The organism is Curtobacterium sp. GD1 (assembly GCF_020882855.1).
Lineage (GTDB): Bacteria > Actinomycetota > Actinomycetes > Actinomycetales > Microbacteriaceae > Curtobacterium.
The window spans coordinates 1-15624 of sequence record NZ_JAFEVQ010000023.1 but is presented as its reverse complement, the minus strand read 5'-3'; the positions used below and the strand labels follow the sequence as shown (position 1 = coordinate 15624).

The 15624-nt window shown below is 71.8% G+C and carries 18 protein-coding genes; 16 read left to right on the top strand and 2 right to left on the bottom strand.

Annotated elements, in window-relative coordinates:
• Position 1 precedes the first annotated feature (1 nt).
• From JSX79_RS13170 to trmD, 7 genes are all read left to right on the top strand, one after another.
• A complete protein-coding gene (locus JSX79_RS13170; RefSeq protein WP_229086621.1) occupies positions 2 to 1171 on the top strand; it encodes an acyl-CoA dehydrogenase family protein in 1170 nt (389 codons plus the stop codon).
• Positions 1172 to 1249: 78 nt separating this feature from the next.
• On the top strand, positions 1250 to 2104 hold the full coding sequence (locus JSX79_RS13165; RefSeq protein ID WP_071296154.1) for an SDR family oxidoreductase: 855 nt from the start codon (positions 1250 to 1252) through the stop codon (positions 2102 to 2104).
• A gap of 4 nt (positions 2105 to 2108) precedes the next feature.
• The gene (locus JSX79_RS13160) at positions 2109 to 4241 is read left to right on the top strand and encodes an FAD-dependent oxidoreductase (protein ID WP_229086620.1); all 2133 of its coding nucleotides are present in this window, start codon (positions 2109 to 2111) and stop codon (positions 4239 to 4241) included.
• A 167-nt stretch (positions 4242 to 4408) separates the two neighbouring features.
• Complete coding sequence (rpsP, locus tag JSX79_RS13155) at positions 4409 to 4825, top strand: 30S ribosomal protein S16 (RefSeq protein ID WP_070416404.1); 417 nt, start codon at positions 4409 to 4411, stop codon at positions 4823 to 4825.
• Between the two features lie 4 nt (positions 4826 to 4829).
• The gene (locus tag JSX79_RS13150) at positions 4830 to 5066 is read left to right on the top strand and encodes an RNA-binding protein (protein ID WP_022902329.1); all 237 of its coding nucleotides are present in this window, start codon (positions 4830 to 4832) and stop codon (positions 5064 to 5066) included.
• A 19-nt stretch (positions 5067 to 5085) separates the two neighbouring features.
• Positions 5086 to 5631: a ribosome maturation factor RimM gene (rimM, locus tag JSX79_RS13145; protein WP_022905821.1), complete on the top strand. Its 546-nt coding sequence runs from the start codon at positions 5086 to 5088 to the stop codon at positions 5629 to 5631.
• Between the two features lie 5 nt (positions 5632 to 5636).
• Entirely contained in the window at positions 5637 to 6329 is a 693-nt protein-coding gene (trmD, locus tag JSX79_RS13140; protein WP_070416402.1) for a tRNA (guanosine(37)-N1)-methyltransferase TrmD, read from the top strand.
• A 286-nt stretch (positions 6330 to 6615) separates the two neighbouring features.
• Here trmD and map read toward each other — a convergent pair whose 3' ends face one another.
• Positions 6616 to 7407 carry a type I methionyl aminopeptidase gene (gene map / locus JSX79_RS13135; RefSeq protein WP_070416401.1) on the bottom strand — a complete coding sequence of 264 codons (792 nt, stop codon included), beginning with the start codon at positions 7405 to 7407 and terminating at the stop codon, positions 6616 to 6618.
• Positions 7408 to 7573: 166 nt separating this feature from the next.
• On the opposite strand from map, the gene rplS reads away from it, so the two are divergent.
• The 9 genes from rplS to JSX79_RS13090 all read left to right on the top strand — a co-directional run bounded on the left by rplS (position 7574) and on the right by JSX79_RS13090 (position 14734).
• Positions 7574 to 7930, top strand: a complete 357-nt coding sequence (rplS, locus tag JSX79_RS13130) for a 50S ribosomal protein L19 (protein ID WP_022905818.1) — start codon at positions 7574 to 7576, stop codon at positions 7928 to 7930.
• 142 nt (positions 7931 to 8072) lie between these two features.
• Positions 8073 to 8819, top strand: coding sequence for a signal peptidase I (lepB, locus tag JSX79_RS13125; protein WP_229086619.1), 747 nt, complete (start codon positions 8073 to 8075; stop codon positions 8817 to 8819).
• The gene (locus tag JSX79_RS13120; RefSeq protein ID WP_229086618.1) at positions 8816 to 9523 is read left to right on the top strand and encodes a ribonuclease HII; all 708 of its coding nucleotides are present in this window, start codon (positions 8816 to 8818) and stop codon (positions 9521 to 9523) included. The genes lepB and JSX79_RS13120 overlap by 4 nt, the downstream gene beginning before the upstream one ends.
• Positions 9524 to 9649: 126 nt before the next feature.
• A complete protein-coding gene (locus tag JSX79_RS13115; RefSeq protein ID WP_070419101.1) occupies positions 9650 to 9973 on the top strand; it encodes a DUF2469 family protein in 324 nt (107 codons plus the stop codon).
• A 16-nt stretch (positions 9974 to 9989) separates the two neighbouring features.
• A complete protein-coding gene (locus tag JSX79_RS13110; RefSeq protein WP_308061382.1) occupies positions 9990 to 10430 on the top strand; it encodes an Lsr2 family protein in 441 nt (146 codons plus the stop codon).
• A 153-nt stretch (positions 10431 to 10583) separates the two neighbouring features.
• Positions 10584 to 10952 (top strand): YraN family protein, encoded by a 369-nt coding sequence (locus tag JSX79_RS13105; protein ID WP_070416397.1) that lies wholly within the window; start codon positions 10584 to 10586, stop codon positions 10950 to 10952.
• Positions 10949 to 12475 (top strand): YifB family Mg chelatase-like AAA ATPase, encoded by a 1527-nt coding sequence (locus JSX79_RS13100; protein ID WP_229086617.1) that lies wholly within the window; start codon positions 10949 to 10951, stop codon positions 12473 to 12475. The genes JSX79_RS13105 and JSX79_RS13100 overlap by 4 nt, the downstream gene beginning before the upstream one ends.
• Positions 12472 to 13665, top strand: a complete 1194-nt coding sequence (dprA, locus tag JSX79_RS13095; protein ID WP_229086616.1) for a DNA-processing protein DprA — start codon at positions 12472 to 12474, stop codon at positions 13663 to 13665. Before JSX79_RS13100 ends, dprA begins: the two co-directional genes overlap by 4 nt.
• 25 nt (positions 13666 to 13690) lie before the next feature.
• Positions 13691 to 14734, top strand: a complete 1044-nt coding sequence (locus tag JSX79_RS13090; protein ID WP_229086615.1) for a tyrosine recombinase XerC — start codon at positions 13691 to 13693, stop codon at positions 14732 to 14734.
• A gap of 6 nt (positions 14735 to 14740) precedes the next feature.
• On the opposite strand, the gene JSX79_RS13085 is transcribed toward JSX79_RS13090, so the two are convergent.
• The gene (locus JSX79_RS13085; RefSeq protein WP_229086614.1) at positions 14741 to 15379 is read right to left on the bottom strand and encodes a M23 family metallopeptidase; all 639 of its coding nucleotides are present in this window, start codon (positions 15377 to 15379) and stop codon (positions 14741 to 14743) included.
• Between the last annotated feature and the right edge of the window lie 245 nt (positions 15380 to 15624).

Here is a 15624-nt window from a genome sequence, read left to right as displayed (position 1 = left end):
GATGACGATGGTCATGGAGCCGCAGACCGAGGCCGCCTTCCAGGAGCTCAAGGCCGAGGTGACCGAGTGGGTCCGCGGTCGCGGCGAGGAGTGGGCGGAGGAGATCGAGCGCACCGGCCAGGTCGCGCCCGAGCTGTTCCAGGAGCTCAAGGACAAGGGGTGGCTGTCGCTCGCCGCCCCGGCCGAGCTCGGCGGACGGGGCATCCCGTTCTCGCGCTACCTCGAGATCATGGAGATCGTGTCGCGCTCGCACGCGTCGATCCGCATGCTCGTGCACGTCATCAACGGCACCTGGCGCGCCATGCAGCCGTACGCGACGTCGGAGCAGCTCGACGAGGTCGTGAAGCCGAGCGTCGCCGGTGACAAGCTCGTCGCGTTCACGCTGACCGAGGCGACCGCGGGCACGGGTGCCGACATCCGCACGACCGTCCGCCGCGAGGGCGACACCTACGTGATGAACGGCGAGAAGCACCTCATCACGTTCGGCGTGAAGGCCGACTACTGGCTCATCGCCGCGCGCCTCGAGGGCACCACGGGCCAGGACGGCACCGTCGCGTTCCTCATGCCGAACTCCGGCCTGCCCGGCGCCGAGGTGATCGACGACTCCGACACCATGGGCATCCGTGGCACCGACCACGCGATCCTCCGCTTCACCGAGACCCCGATCCCGGCGTCCGCCCGTCTGGGCGAGGAGGGCCAGGGCCTCGAGGTCGCACTCGGCGGCTTCCTGCTGCCGAGTCGCGTGTCCGTCGCGATGAGCGCCGTCGGCCTCGCCGAGCGTGCGAACGAGCTCGCCGTCGAGTACGCGAACAAGCGCGAGACGTTCGGCAAGAAGCTCTCCAGCCGGCAGGCGATCCAGTTCTACGTCGCGGAGAACTACGCCGACATCGCCGCCGCGCGCGCCCTCGTCCTCGAGGCGGCCCGCGCCTACGAGGAGGGCCGTCCGGACGCCGGCACGCTGTCCAGCGCCTCGAAGATGGTCGCCGTCGACATGCTCGCCCGCGTCACCGACAAGGCACTGCAGGTGCACGGCGGCCAGGGCTACTGGAAGCGCAACGCCATCGAGCGCGTCTACCGCGACGCGCGCGCGCAGCGCTTCGAAGAGGGCACCAACGAGATCCAGAAGCTGGTCGTCGGCCGCGCCGTCGTGACCGGCCAGGCCGGGTTCTGACCCGCAACCACTCCATGGCCTGGAGGCGCGGTGCGGGCCCGCACCGCGCCTCCAGGCCCTGACAACGCAAGGAACACATTGGCTGCAACCACTGCTCCCATCGCCCTCATCACGGGTGCCTCCCGCGGCATCGGCCGCCTGCTCGCGCAGAAGCTCGGCCAGCGCGGCGTCACCGTCGTCGTGACCTACAAGGGCAACGCCGACCTGGCCGAGGAGTCGCTCGCCGACGTCAAGGCCGCGGGCGGCGACGGGATCACGGCGCAGGTCGACATCGAGCAGCCCGAGTCGATCGACGCGCTGTTCGACCTCGTCCGCGACACGTACGGACGTCTGGACTACTTCGTCGCGAACGCCGCCGCGAGCGCCTTCAAGCCCGTCGCGGACCTCAAGCTGCACCACCTCGACCGCAGCTACGCCACGAACGCCCGCTCGTTCGTCCTCGGTGCGCAGCGTGCCGCGCAGCTCATGGACAGGGGCGGCCGCATCGTGGTGGTCACCTCGTACGGGTCGCTCCGCGCGTTCCCGACGTACGCCGCGCTCGGTGCCGCGAAGGCCATGAGCGAGTCGTACATGAAGTACATGGCGGTCGAGTTCGGGCCCCGTCAGATCACCGTGAACGCGGTCAACGGCGGGCTCATCGACACCGACTCGCTCGAGTACTTCTACACGAAGGTGCCCGGTCAGGCGCCGATCGACACCGTGTTCGAGAAGCTCCCGCTGCAGCGTCCCGGCACCGCCGACGACATGGCCGACGCGGTGGACTTCCTGCTCTCCGACAAGGCCGGCTACATCACGGGCCAGGTGCTGTCGGTCGACGGCGGCCTGACCGTGATCGCCCCGCCGTTCTGGGCGGACACGACGTCCCCGCTGCGCGACGCGGTCCTGCCGCCGGCCGACGCTGCTGCCGACTCGGCTGCCGACACGGCAGAGTAGGCGCATGAGCACCGTCGCCATGCCCGACCTCGCCGTCGTCTCCTCGCCGTGGACGCTCGGCCCCCTGACCCTGCCGAACCGGGTGGTCATGGGGTCGATGCACACCGGGCTCGAGGTGCACGACGACGGCGGGGCCGGCATGGCGGCGTTCTACCGTGAGCGCGCCGCGGGCGGTGCCGCGTGCATCATCACCGGCGGCATCGCGGTGAGCGACGAGGCCCGTGGTGGCCCGGACTTCGCCGTGTTCGGCGTCGGGGGAGCGGACGAGCGCTTCCGTACCGCGGTCGACGCCGTGCACGACGCCGGTTCGGTGATCCTCGCGCAGCTCTTCCACGCCGGGCGGTACGCGCTCGCGTCCGGCATGGTCGACCGGCACGGGGAACCCCAGCGCGTGGTGGCCCCGTCCGCGTTGCCGTGGGCGGCTGCCCGTGGCGTGGTGCCGGTCGAGCTGACCGCCGCCGAGATCGAGCGGACCATCGAGGACTTCGCGGACGCCGCCCGGTCCGCGCGGGACATCGGCTTCGACGGCGTCGAGATCATGGCGTCCGAGGGCTACCTCATCAACCAGTTCCAGTCGCCGCTGACGAACCTGCGCGACGACGAGTGGGGCGGGGACGCGGTCCGGCGTCGTCGGTTCACGGTGGCGGTCGTCGACGCCGTCCGCAGGGCGGTACCGGACCTCGCCGTGACGATCCGGCTCTCCGGCGCCGACCTGATGCCCGGCTCGTCGACCGACGACGACGTCGACGCGCTCGTGCACGAGCTGCTGCCCCTCGGCCTCGACGGGATCTCGGTCGGCATCGGCTGGCACGAGTCCCGCACGCCGACCGTGCAGGCCGCGGTGCCGCACGGCGCGTGGCTCGCGTACGCCGCCCGCATCGCCGGCGTCGTCCGCGCTTCGGCGTACCCGGACGTGAAGGTCATCGCGTCGAACCGGATGACGGACCTGCGCGACGGTGAGGCCGTGCTGGCCGACGGGCTCCTGGACGCGGTCGCCCTCGCGCGCCCGTTCCTCGCCGACCCCGCGATCGTGAACCGGTCGCTCGCCGGCGCCTTCGACCTCGTCAACACCTGCATCGGCTGCAACCAGGCCTGCCTCGACCGCTCGATCGTCGGCCAGCCCGTGTCGTGCCTGGTCAACCCGCGCGCGGCCCGCGAGGTCGCGTTCCCCGCCCGTCCGACGACCGACCCGAAGCGCGTCGACGTCGTCGGTGGTGGCCCGGCCGGGCTCGCCGCCGCGGTCGACGCCGCGCGTCGCGGCCACACCGTGACCCTCTGGGAGGCGTCCGACCGGCTGGGCGGACAGTTCGACCTCGCCGCGCTGGTGCCCGGCAAGGAGGACTACGCGGCGACGGTCCGCGCCGCCCGCGCCGAGCTCGAGGACCGCGGCGCGACGATCCACCTCGGTCGGGCCGCCACGGCCGCGGACCTCACCGCGAGCGAGGCCGTGGTGCTCGCCCCCGGTGTCGTGCCCCGGACGATCGACGTCCCCGGTGCCGACCTGCCGCACGTCCGGTCCTACGAGCTGGCGCTCCGCGAGGGCGTCCCCGCCGGGACCGTCGCGATCATCGGCGGCGGTGGGATCGGCGTCGACACGGCGGCGTTCCTCGTCGAGTCGCCCGACGAGGCCCGGCGTGCCACCGAGTTCGGCGTCCGCTGGGACCTCGACGTCGCCGACACCGTCGTGGGGGACGTGCCGCAGCGGCTCCCCGTGGCGACCCGCACGCTCCGACCCGGCGGCGACGTCACCGTCCTCCGTCGCTCGGGCAAGTTCGGGCAGGGCATCGGCATCACCTCCCGCTGGGTGGCGATCGGCCGGCTCCGGGACGCCGGCGTGCACCTGGTCGGCGGCGTGCAGGAGTACCTCCGCATCGAGCCCGGGGTGCTCTGGATCCGCGACGAGCACGGCGAGGAGCGCGGCGTCCCCGCGGACACCGTGGTGGTCTGCGCCGGGCAGGAGCGGGCGCTCGGAACGGATGCCGAGGCGGGCGCAGGGCCGTCCGACGGACTCGAGCCGAGCCTCCTGGCAGCCGGGGTACCGTACGCCGTCGTGGGCGGCGCACGCGACGCCCGGAGCGTCGACGCGGTGCGTGCCACGTCCGAAGCGCTCGAAGCGGTTCGACGACTCGCACCCTGACGGCGCGTCCCGACTCGCTTCTCGCTCGGAAACCTGCAAGAATGAACGGTCGAATCGTGTCCGCTCGACCCTCTATCCAGCGGATCACGGTCTCATCGAGCTTCCACCGTGTGTGCCCCCACGCCCGCGGTCCGGTTCAACCACAACAACACGCAACAGGAGCATTTGTGGCTGTCAAGATCCGTCTCAAGCGTCTCGGTAAGATCCGGGCGCCGTACTACCGCATCGTCGTCGCCGACTCGCGCACCAAGCGCGACGGTCGCGTCATCGAGGAGATCGGTCAGTACCACCCGACCGAGGAGCCCTCGGTCATCAAGATCGAGTCCGAGCGTGCGCTCTACTGGCTCGGCGTCGGCGCGCAGCCGACCGAGCAGGTCGCGGCCCTCCTCAAGCTGACCGGCGACTGGGCCAAGTTCAAGGGCGAGAAGGACACCGAGTCCAAGGTCAAGGTCGCCGAGCCCAAGCAGGCGTTCGTCGTGGACTCCTCCAAGAAGGCCGTCCTCAAGCCGAAGTCGGAGAAGACGGCCCCCGCCGCCGCTCCGGCCGAGTCGGCCGACGAGACCGCAGAGACGACCGAGGCGTAATTCCTTGCTCGAATCCGCGCTGACGCACCTCGTCAAGGGGATCGTCGATCACCCTGACGACGTGCGCGTCGCCAGTTCCACCTCCGCGCGGGGCGAGGTCCTCGAGGTGCGTGTGCACCCCGAGGACCTCGGCCGCGTGATCGGTCGCGCCGGACGGACCGCAAAGGCGCTGCGCACCCTCGTCTCGGCTCTCGCCGACGGCAAGCGGGTGCGTGTCGACGTGGTCGACACCGATTCCTAGGGAGACGACCCAGCTCCGGGTGGGTCGCATCACGAAGGCGCACGGGCTCAAGGGCGGCATCAAGCTCGAGCTCTACACCGACGACCCGGATCGTCGGTTCACGCCCGGAGCCGTGTTCACGCTCCAGGTCCCGGACGACTCGCCCTGGGCCGGCAAGACCATCGCGCTCGACGAGCTCCGCTGGTACAACGGCCACCCGGTCGCCTTCTTCGAGGGCATCGGGGACCGCACCGCAGCCGAGACGCTCGCGCGGGCGATCCTCTGGGTCGAGCAGGACGCCGACGCCGAGACCGGTGAGGACGACGCCTGGTACGACCACCAGCTCGTCGGGCTGACGGTCCTCCGCGACGGCGTCGAGGTCGGTACCGTCGCGCGGGTCGACCACCTGCCGGCGCAGGACCTCCTCGCCATCGACACCCCGTCGCGGGGCGAGGTCCTCGTGCCGTTCGTCTCGGCGATCGTGCCCGCGGTGGACATCGCCGCCGGCACCGTCACCGTGACGCCGCCGACGGGCCTGTTCGAGGACCCCGAGGACACGTCCCGACCCGAGACCGTGACGGACTAGCGCGCGTGCGCATCGACATCGTCACGATCTTCCCGGAGTTCTTCTCCGTGCTGGACGTCTCGCTGCTCGGCAAGGCCCGCTCCGGCGGCCTGCTCGACCTGCACGTGCACGACCTCCGCTCGTGGACGACCGACCGGCACCGCACCGTCGACGACACCCCGTACGGCGGGGGAGCGGGCATGGTCATGAAGCCCGAACCGTGGGCGCTGGCGCTCGAGTCGCTGTTCCGGCCCGACGGCTCGTCGACCCTGGTGGTCCCGACGCCCGCCGGCACGCCGTTCACGCAGTCGATCGCGCGCTCGCTCGCGTCGACGTCGGACCACCTCGTGTTCGCCTGCGGGCGGTACGAGGGGATCGACGCCCGTGTCTTCGAGTGGGCTGCGGCGCACGCCACGGTCGTCGAGCTCTCGCTGGGCGACTACGTGCTGAACGGCGGCGAGGTCGCTGCGATGGCGATGATCGAGGCCGTCGGGCGACTCGTGCCCGGAGTCGTCGGCAACCCCGAGTCCCTCGTCGAGGAGTCCCACGAAGACGGGCTGCTCGAGTACCCGTCGTACACGAAGCCCGCGTCCTGGCGTGGCTTCGACGTGCCGGACGTGCTGCTCAGTGGGCACCACGCCCGCGTCGGTGCGTGGCGGCACGAGCAGCAGGTGGAGCGGACGCGGCGCGTCCGGCCGGATCTGCTGCCGGACGCGTAGCGCGCGGCTGGCGCTGCGCGCGGCTGGCGCTCTGCGCGGCTGCGCGCGGGCGGCTGCGCGCGGGCGGTCGGACGCGCGCTCCGCGAAAGCGACAGCAGTGCGCCACCTGCTGGCGGGCGTCTGTCGCTCTCGCGGCACGGACCACGCCGCACGGCTGTGACCTGTCGCTTTCGCGGCTTCGGCGCCGGCCGCGCACTGCGAGACGGGAGGCGCGGGAGCGGCCCGCACCGCGCCTCCCGGCCCTGACGTGACCACCTGGGCTCGGTGCGCCGCCGGTTGCGGACCCTCAGGCGGTCGCGTCGGCGCGCTGGGCGCGACGCAGGGTGAGGACCTCGGGACCGGCGTCGGTCACGGCGACGGTGTGCTCGACGTGCGCGGCGCGCGAGCCGTCGACGCTCTTGAGCGTCCAGCCGTCGTCGTCCTGGAACAGGTCGGCGGTGCCCTGCATGAGCCACGGCTCGATCGCCACGACCAGCCCCTTCTGGAGCTTCAGACCGCGCCCGGGCCGGCCGTCGTTCGGGACGTGCGGGTCGCCGTGCATCGTCCGGCCGACGCCGTGCCCGCCGAACTGCAGGTTCACGTCGTAGCCGGCGTCCTTCGCGACGCGACCGATCGCGTACGAGACGTCGCCGAGCTTGTTGCCCGTGCGGAACTGGGCGATGCCCGCGGTGAGCGCGCGCTCGACGGTGTCGATCAGGCGCTGGTCGTCCTCGCGCGGGGTGCCGACCTGCACCGTGACGGCGGAGTCCGCGACCCAGCCGTCGACGCTCGCGGCGAAGTCGAGGCTCACGAGGTCGCCGTCGACGAGCACACGGTCGTACGGCAGGCCGTGCAGCGCCGCGTCGTTGACCGAGGTGCAGAGGTTCTTGCCGAACGGCGACTTGCCGAACGAGGGGTGGTAGTCGACGTAGCAGCTCACCGCGCCGCGGTCGGCGATCATCCGTGCGGCCACCCGGTCGAGGTCGAGCAGGTTCACGCCGACGTCGACGGTGTCGAGCAGTTCGTCGAGGACGTCGGCCACGAACCGACCGGCGGCGCGCAGGCCGTCCAGCTCGGCGGGGGTGCGGAGTTCGATCATGGGACCATCCTCGCGCGTTTTGCGGACGTGGGTTGCTGTGGCAAGATGGGTAGCCGTGCCCTGGCTGGACTCTGCCACGGGGGAGTCGCCGACACCGGGCACACACCTTCACTTACCGAATTCGATCCGCGGCGACCCGTGTGCGTCCGCAGAGAGTGACCCAATCATGAGCCAGCTCCTCGACCACGTAGACGCAGCGTCGCTGCGCACCGACGTCCCGGACTTCCGCCCCGGCGACACCATCAAGGTGCACGTCAACATCATCGAAGGCACGCGCTCGCGTGTCCAGGTGTTCCAGGGCGTCGTCATCGGACGCCAGGGTCACGGCCTCGGCGAGACCTTCAAGGTCCGCAAGGTGAGCTTCCAGGTCGGCGTCGAGCGCTGGTTCCCGGTGCACTCGCCGATCATCGACCACATCGAGATCGTCACCAAGGGTGACGTCCGTCGTGCGAAGCTCTACTACCTCCGCGAACTCCGCGGCAAGGCTGCCCGTCGCAAGATCAAGGAGAAGCGCGACTCCTGATCGCCTTCACAGTGAGCGTCCGCGAGCCGGACGCCGCTGTCGGCCCCTCGTCCATGTACGGTTGTGCATCGACGGGGGGCTTTCCCTTTTTCGTGGACTCCTGCGGTCCGCGACGGGATCCTGTGGTTGAACGAGAGCGGAAATGACGGACACGACTGACGAAACCGGGCGCCGGCCCCGTGTCGAGAAGAAGCGGAACGGTGTCCTCACCTTCCTCCGCGACCTCGTCATCATCTTCATCGCGGCGTTGCTCGTCTCGTTCCTCGTCAAGACCTTCCTGATCCGGTCGTTCTACATCCCGTCGGCGTCGATGGAGAACACGCTGCAGATCAACGACCGGGTGATCGTCAACGAGCTCGTGCCCGACGTGGTGTCCCTCAAGCGCGGCGACGTCGTCGTCTTCAAGGACCCGGGCGGGTGGCTCACCGGGTCCGAGGTGCCGAGCGTGACGCCGACGACCCAGCCGGCGAAGGCCATCGACTGGCTCCTCACCCAGGTCGGCCTCGGCACCGGCGACAGCGACGACCACCTCATCAAGCGCGTCATCGGCCTGCCCGGCGACAAGGTGTCCTGCTGCAACGACCTCGGGCAGATGTCCGTGAACGGCGTGCCGATCAAGGAGCCGTACCTCAAGCTGCCCACGGGGGAGACCCGCGCCTCGGGGACCGACTTCTCGGTGACCGTGCCGAAGGGCACCATCTGGGTGATGGGCGACAACCGCTACGACTCGAAGGACTCGCGGTACAACGGCGACACCCCGTCGAAGGGGTTCGTGCCGCTGTCCGACGTGACCGGCCGTGCCTTCGTCATCTCGTGGCCGTCGAGCCGGTGGACCTGGCTGGACGAGCACCCCGAGGTGTTCGCGGGCGTGGAGGAGCGGGAGAAGTGACCGCCGTCCGGCCGTCGCTCCGGCTCGAGAAGAAGCTCCTGGCCGACGGCCGGGTGACCGTCATCGGGATGGACGAGGTGGGCCGCGGCGCGATCGCCGGACCAGTCGCCGTCGGGGTCGCTGCCGTGACGCTCGACATCGGCCGGGTGCCGCAGGGGCTCGCCGACTCGAAGCTGCTCACCGCCGCTCGTCGCGAGGCCCTCGACCCCGTCGTCCGCCGGTGGACCCGGACCGCGGTGGGGATGGCGTCCGCCTCGGTGGTCGACGAGCAGGGCATCGTGCCGGCGTTGGGCCAGGCCGGGGCCTCGGCGATCGGGGCCCTCGTGGCGGACGGCCTCTCGCTGGATGGCGCCGTGGTCGTGCTCGACGGCTCGTTCGACTGGCTCACCCGTGCCGTCCCCGTGACGCTCCGGCTGCCGTCCGACCCGCTCGAGGTCGTCGTGCGGGTCAAGGCCGACCGGGACTGCGCTTCGGTCGCTGCGGCCTCGGTCGTGGCGAAGGTCGCTCGTGACGCGCTGATGGCGGCTGCGCACGACGAGGCGCCGCACTACGCGTGGGCGTCGAACAAGGGGTACGGGTCGACGGCGCACTACGACGCGATCCGGTCGGTGGGGGCGCACGCGCTGCACCGGAAGAGCTGGTTGCACCAGGCGTCGAGCGTGGCGCTGGACGGGTTCGCCGAGTTGGACGCGCTGGCGGGCTGAGCGCGTTCGGTCGCGCGTCGGGCTGCGGGGCGGTCGCGCGTCGAGCTGCGGGGCGGTCGCGCGTTGTGGTGTGGGGTCGGTCGCGGTGTGTCGTCGGTGCTCCCGTCGCCGTAGACTGTGGGCGCGATGGATGACGACGAATTCGACGACTACGACCGCGAGGTCGAACTGGCCCTGTACCGCGAGTACCGCGACGTCGTGTCGCAGTTCCGGTACGTGGTCGAGACCGAGCGACGTTTCTACCTGGCCAACGAGGTGGAACTCGCCCGCCGTGACACCGAACACGATTTCTACTTCGAATTGACGATGAACGACGTCTGGGTGTGGGACGTCTACCGTTCCGACCGATTCGTGAAGTCCGTCCGGGTGCTGACGTTCAAGGACGTGAACGTCGAGGAACTCACTTCCCGCGAACTCGAGCTGCCGAAAGAACTCGCGCTCGACGAGTGATCTTCACTTCTTTTCGGTGAATCTGAGAATCGCCGAGACAATTGTGCCGGAATGCATTCCGCCCGCTAATGTGAAGGGGATTTCCCGTCCCCTGCACAAGGAGCACGTCATGGCACAGAAGGTCACCGTTCAACTCGTCGACGATCTCGACGACACGCCCATCACCGCCGGCTCGGGTCGGACCGTCGAATTCGCCTTCGACGGATCGTCGTACGAGATCGACCTGACCGACGACAACGTCGACAAGTTCCGTGAGGCGATCTCCGACTACGTCGCCGCTGCGCGCAAGGTCTCCGGCCGCCGTTCCGGTGGGACTGCTCCGAAGGCGGCGCCGAAGCGCGGCAACTCGGAAGAGCTCGCCAAGATCCGTGAATGGGCGAAGGAGAACGGGTACAAGGTCTCGACCCGCGGGCGTATCTCCACCCAGGTGCAGGAAGCGTACGCAGCCGCACACTGAGTGCCCCTGCTGCAGGACCCCGGACGGCTTCGGCCGACCGGGGTCCTTCCTTGTCCTCCACAAGTCGTCGTCCGCCGGTTCCCGTCCACAAATCGTCGAGGTGCGACGTGATGGCGCTTCGATTCCCGGGATCGTCGTGGCGGAGGCAACGACATGGAACGAACACCGCTGCGGAACAGCAGTCTCGGACGATTCGGCGAAGAACAGGCTGCGGAATGGCTCGAACGCCACGGGTTCCGCGTCGTCGAACGCAATTGGCGATGCGCCCGCGGGGAGATCGACATCGTCGCGTGGCAGTCCTGCACGCTGTGCTTCATCGAGGTGAAGACCCGGTCGGGGAACGCGACCGGCCATCCGTTCGAGGCGATCACGGCCTCGAAGGTCACACGACTGCGCCGCCTCGTGCCGGCATGGTTCGCGGACCATCCCGAGGTCTCGGCGCGGATGATCCGCATCGATGCCGTCGCCGTGCACGTCGACGGTGACCGCGTCGGGGTCGAGCACGTGGCGGGTGTGCTGTGACGACGGACATCGGGCGCGCGTCGGCGATCGCGCTCGTCGGGGTCCAGGGGCGCGTGATCGAGGTCGAGGCGCACCTCACCAGCCAGCTGCCCGGCTTCAGCATCATCGGTCTTCCGGACGCGGCCCTGGGCGAAGCGCGTGAGCGGGTCCGGTCGGCCAGCGCCGTCGCCGGTTGTCCGCTCCCGGCACGGCGGATCACCGTGAACCTCACCCCTGCGTCGATCCCGAAGCGTGGTTCCGGGTTCGACCTCGCCATCGCCATGGCGGTCCTCGGGGCCGAGAGCATCGCGCCGCAGGTCTCCCGCGACGTCGCGTACATCGGCGAGCTCGGACTCGACGGGCGGGTCCGGCCCGTGCCCGGGGTCATCCCGATGGTGATCGCCGCGCGGGACGCCGGCATCCACACGGTCGTCGTGCCGTTCGGCAACGTCGAGGAAGCCCGGATCGTGCCGGGCGTCGAGGTGATCGGCACACCGTCGCTCCGGGCGAGCGCGATCACCGCCGGTGCGCTCCTGCCGCCGGTCGAGACCGACCCCGTCCTGCAGCCCGCCGTGGCAGAGGTCCGTCCGGACGTGCACGACCTGGCTGACGTGATCGGCAACGCCGTGGGCGTCCGGGCGGTCATCGCGGCCGCGGCCGGAGGGCACCACGTGTTCCTGCTCGGCCCGCCCGGTGCCGGCAAGACGATGCTCGCCGAGCGGCTGCCGGGCCTCCTGCCGGACCTCGACCCCGAGGCAGCGCTCGAGGTCGCGGCCGTCCGCTCCGTCAGTGGCCTCGGCAACCAGTCGTGGAGCGTGCGACCGCCGTGGGAAGCGCCGCACCACTCGTCGTCGGCGATGGCCCTGATCGGCGGGGGCTCGGGGCTCCTGCGCCCCGGTGCCGTGTCGCGGGCCACGCGCGGGGTGCTCTTCCTCGACGAGGCGACCGAGTTCCCCCGAGCGGTCCTCGACGCACTCCGCCAGCCGCTCGAGTCCGGTCGGATCACGATCCACCGCAGCGTCGGCAGTGCCGAGTTCCCCGCACGGTGTCAGGTCGTGCTCGCGGCGAACCCCTGCCCGTGCGGCAACGCGGGGACCCGGGGCGGCCCGCTGTGCTCGTGCAGCCCGAGCACGGTGCGGAAGTACCTCGGACGCCTCTCCGGCCCGCTCCTCGACCGGATCGACATCCGCGTGGCGGTGCCCCGGGTGACGACGGGCACGATCCGCTCGGCGGAGGGCACCGCGCCCACCACGGCCGAGGCGGCAGCGCGTGTGGCCGCAGCCCGACGTCGGATGGCCGATCGGCTGCACGGCACCGGCTGGGTCTGCAACGCCGAGGTCACCGGGCCGTGGCTCCGGTCTGAGGGCCGCGCGGAGCCGGGCGCGACGGCACCCCTCGACCGGGCACTCGACTTCGGCACGCTGACGATGCGGGGGTGGGACCGGGTCATGCGGTTGGCGTGGACGATGGCCGACCTCGACGACGTCGAGCGTCCGGGCTCCGCCGAGGTCCGGCGCGCGCTGACACTGCGGAGCGCGCTGTGACCGCGCCGTCCGGCGACGACACCCTCGCCCGGGTCGTCTGGAGCGTGCTCGCCGAACCGGGCGACGCCGTCGCGGGAGAACTCGTCGCGGCGCTCGGACCGGACGAGTCCCTCGCGCTGGTCCGTCGTGCGGCCGTGGGCGGTGCCAGCGAACTCCTCGAGCAGGTCGGTACGGACGCGTCGTTCGCCGACGGACCCGACCGGGTCCGCGCGGCACTCGAGTCGGCGTTCGACCGGTGGCGACCGCGACTCGGGGGAGCGGGCGACCGCGCCGTCGCGGCCATGGCGTCCGCCACGGCGGTCGGCGCGCGCCTCCTCGTCCCGGGCACGCCCGAGTGGCCGAGCGGGTTGGAGGACCTCGGGCCGCACACGCCGTTCGTGCTGTGGAGTCGTTCGGACCTGGACGACCCGGTCGGTGCAGCCGGCTGCCGCGGCGCGCTCGCGATCGTCGGGTGCCGGGCGAACACCGTCGCCGGAGCCGAGGCCACGGCGGAGATCGCCTCCGTCGCGGCGGACGACGGCGTCGAGATCGTCTCCGGCGGCGCGTACGGCATCGACGCCGTGGCCCATCGGGTCGCCGTCGCCGCCGGGACCCCCACGACGGCGGTGCTCGCCGGCGGGGTCGACCAGTTCTACCCGGCGGGCAACCACGACCTGCTGCGCAAGGTGCTCGGACGGGGCCGGGTGCTGTCCGAGTCGCCACCGGGGACCCGGCCGACGCGGTGGCGTTTCCTGCACCGCAACCGGCTGATCGCCGCGCTGTCCGGGGCGACGGTGGTCGTCGAGGCCGCTGCTCGGTCGGGGGCGCTCAACACCGCCCACCACGCGTTGCACCTCGGTCGTCCGGTGTTCGCCGTGCCCGGACCCTTCGCGTCGGCCGCCTCGGTCGGGTGCCACCGGTTGATCGCCGACGGCACCGCGCAGATCGTCGTCCAGCCCCGCGACCCGGTCGCAGCGGTGTCCGCGGTCGTCGTCCACGACGCGCCGCCGGTGGCGGAGGTGCTCGTCCTCGGGACCCGGTCGGATCCGCACGTCACGCGGGCGCTCGACGCACTCGACCGGCGGCCGCTCCCGGTGGAGGAGATCGCCCGTCGGAGCGGGCTCTCCGTCGACGACACGGCGGACGCCCTCGCCCTGGCGCAGCTCGAGGGGCTGGTGGTGGCACTGGCCGAGGGATGGTGCCGTCGATGACGGACGTCGGACCTACGCTGGGCGGGTGACGGAACGCACCGGGGAACGGCTCGCAGTGGCGGTGGACGCGTTCCTCGCGCACGCCCGCCACGGCCGCGGACTCAGCGAGCAGACCGTCCGCGCCTACGCCAACGACCTCGAGCAGCTCGTCGCGTTCGCCACCGCCCGCGGAGTCGATCGGCTGTCGGACCTCGGCCTCGAGCTGCTGCGCGACTGGCTGTGGGATGCGGACCACCGGGGCCTTGCTCGGTCCACCATCGCTCGCCGGTCGTCGTCGGTCCGGGCGTTCACCCGGTGGGCGAGCGAGTCCGGGTGGATCGCGTCCGACCCGGGCGTGCGGCTCCGGGCGCCGAAGGGGGCGTCGCACCTCCCGCGCGTGGTGTCGTCCGACCAGGTCCGGACGATGCTCGACGGATTGGCCGCTCGGGCTGCGACCGATGATCCCGGCGCGCTGCGCGACCTCGCGGTCGTGGAACTCCTGTACGCGGCGGGGATCCGGGTGAGCGAACTCGTCGGCATCGACGTGCGGGACCTCGACCGTGGCCGGCTGACCGTCCGGGTGCTCGGCAAGGGCGGGAAGGAGCGCGTCGTGCCGTTCGGGGTGCCCGCACGCGATGCGCTCGAGGCATGGCTCGACCGTGGTCGCCCGGCGTTGCTCGCCAGCGCGCAGGCGGGCGACGGCCACGCGCCGGGCGATGGCCGCGCGGCGAGCGCTGGCGAGGCGGGCGCTGGCCGCGCGGCGGGCGACGGCCACGCGGCGGGCGGCGGTGCCCGGAACGCCGCGCCGGCGGCGGACGCGCTGTTCCTCGGTGACCGCGGTGGTCGGCTCGGCGTCCGTGGCGCGTACCGGATCGTCGCTCGGCTCCTGCAGGACCTGCCGGGCGAGGGCCCGAGCGGTCCGCACACCTTCCGGCACACGGCGGCGACGCACCTGCTCGACGGGGGAGCGGACCTCCGTGCCGTGCAGGAGCTGCTCGGGCACGCCAGCCTCGGGACGACCCAGATCTACACGCACGTCTCTTCCGCACGGCTGCGCGAGGTCTACCGCACGGCACACCCCCGCGCCTGACCGGACTCACCCCGTCCAGGCGGACTCGGGCAGCAGCACCGGCCACGCCGCCGCGGGCAGGTACGGCGTCGGATCGACGTACCGGTCGTCGAGCCGTGCGCCGAGGTGCAGGCACGGGTCCGCTGCCGGACAGTGGCCGACCGACACCGTGCCCACCGCGTCACCCTGCGCCACGGTGTCGCCCGTCGCGACCCTGGGTGCGACGGAGTCCACCGTGCTCCGGACCCCGCCGCCGTGGTCGATCGTCACGACCCCGCGTCCGGCGACCTGCCCGGCGAACGTCACCGTCCCGTCGTCGACGGCCACCACCACGGTCCCGAGCGGTGCCCCGACGTCGATCCCGCGGTGGCCCGCTGCGTAGTCGTCCGCCGGGGCCTCCCACGGCCGGCCGACCACCCGGCTGCCGGTCGGCCACACCCACGGTGCCTCCGCCGACGCGCGGCCGAGGTCGGCGCGGGAATCCTCGAGCGGCGGCAGGACAGTCCAATCCACCGCGATCTGGCCGGCGACGAGTCCGGCAACGAGTCGGCCGGGCTCGACCAGCGGTGCGCCGGCCGCCCGCCGGGTGCCCGCGGACGGCAGCCACACGACGAGCACCACGACCGCGCCGACGGCGACGGCGGGGACTGGATGACGGAACGGCATGGGCACAGCCTCCCGGCGGTGGACGCGGAGCGTGTCGGCGGTGCGTCGAACTGTGGAGGGCGAGCCGCACCTCCTGGCTTGTGGAGGGTGAAGCACGCCCGATGCGTGCGCAACGGGCGACATCATCGGTGTCGTACGACGTCGACCATGTCGCAACCGAGCGGACGCAACCGTTGCGCGCGCGCTGGAACGACATCGCCGGTGTCGTACGACGTCGACCATGTCGTTCCGAGTCGGACTGCGCC